The organism is Desulfovibrio sp. OH1186_COT-070 (assembly GCF_003860215.1).
Taxonomy (GTDB): domain Bacteria; phylum Desulfobacterota; class Desulfovibrionia; order Desulfovibrionales; family Desulfovibrionaceae; genus Desulfovibrio.
Genome location: NZ_RQYH01000237.1, coordinates 1 through 338, shown reverse-complemented (window position 1 = coordinate 338; position 338 = coordinate 1). Strand labels below are relative to the sequence as shown.

The 338-nt window shown below is 59.8% G+C and carries 1 protein-coding gene; it reads right to left on the bottom strand.

The features are described from left to right. The coding region (locus tag EII23_RS12665) for an Rpn family recombination-promoting nuclease/putative transposase (RefSeq protein ID WP_185702425.1) at nucleotides 1-338 on the bottom strand (338 nt) is incomplete at both ends.

Sequence of the window (338 nt, the reverse complement as noted above, 5' to 3'; positions counted from 1 at the left end):
TCTGTGATCCCGGAGCGTTTGAGCACAACTCGCCCCAGCCATACGGTAAAAGCCCGGCGCAGAGGCACATACTCCGGCCCATGCAGCCGGGCTATCAACTCCCTGACAATCTGCCGGACTTCTTCCGGCCCTTGCGCCCGTTCCAGCTTCAAAAGCTGCGCGGCCAGCCCCCTGCTTTTGTCCAGCGCTTCGGCGGGCACCCGGCTTTCGTCCAGCAAAAAATGCCGATGTCGGGGCCGATACATTTTCAGGCTCTCCGGCATGGGAGCAAAAAGCGCCTCCACATCCTGCGGGGCTTTCCATGCCCTGCCTCCATTGTATATAACAATGGGAAACAC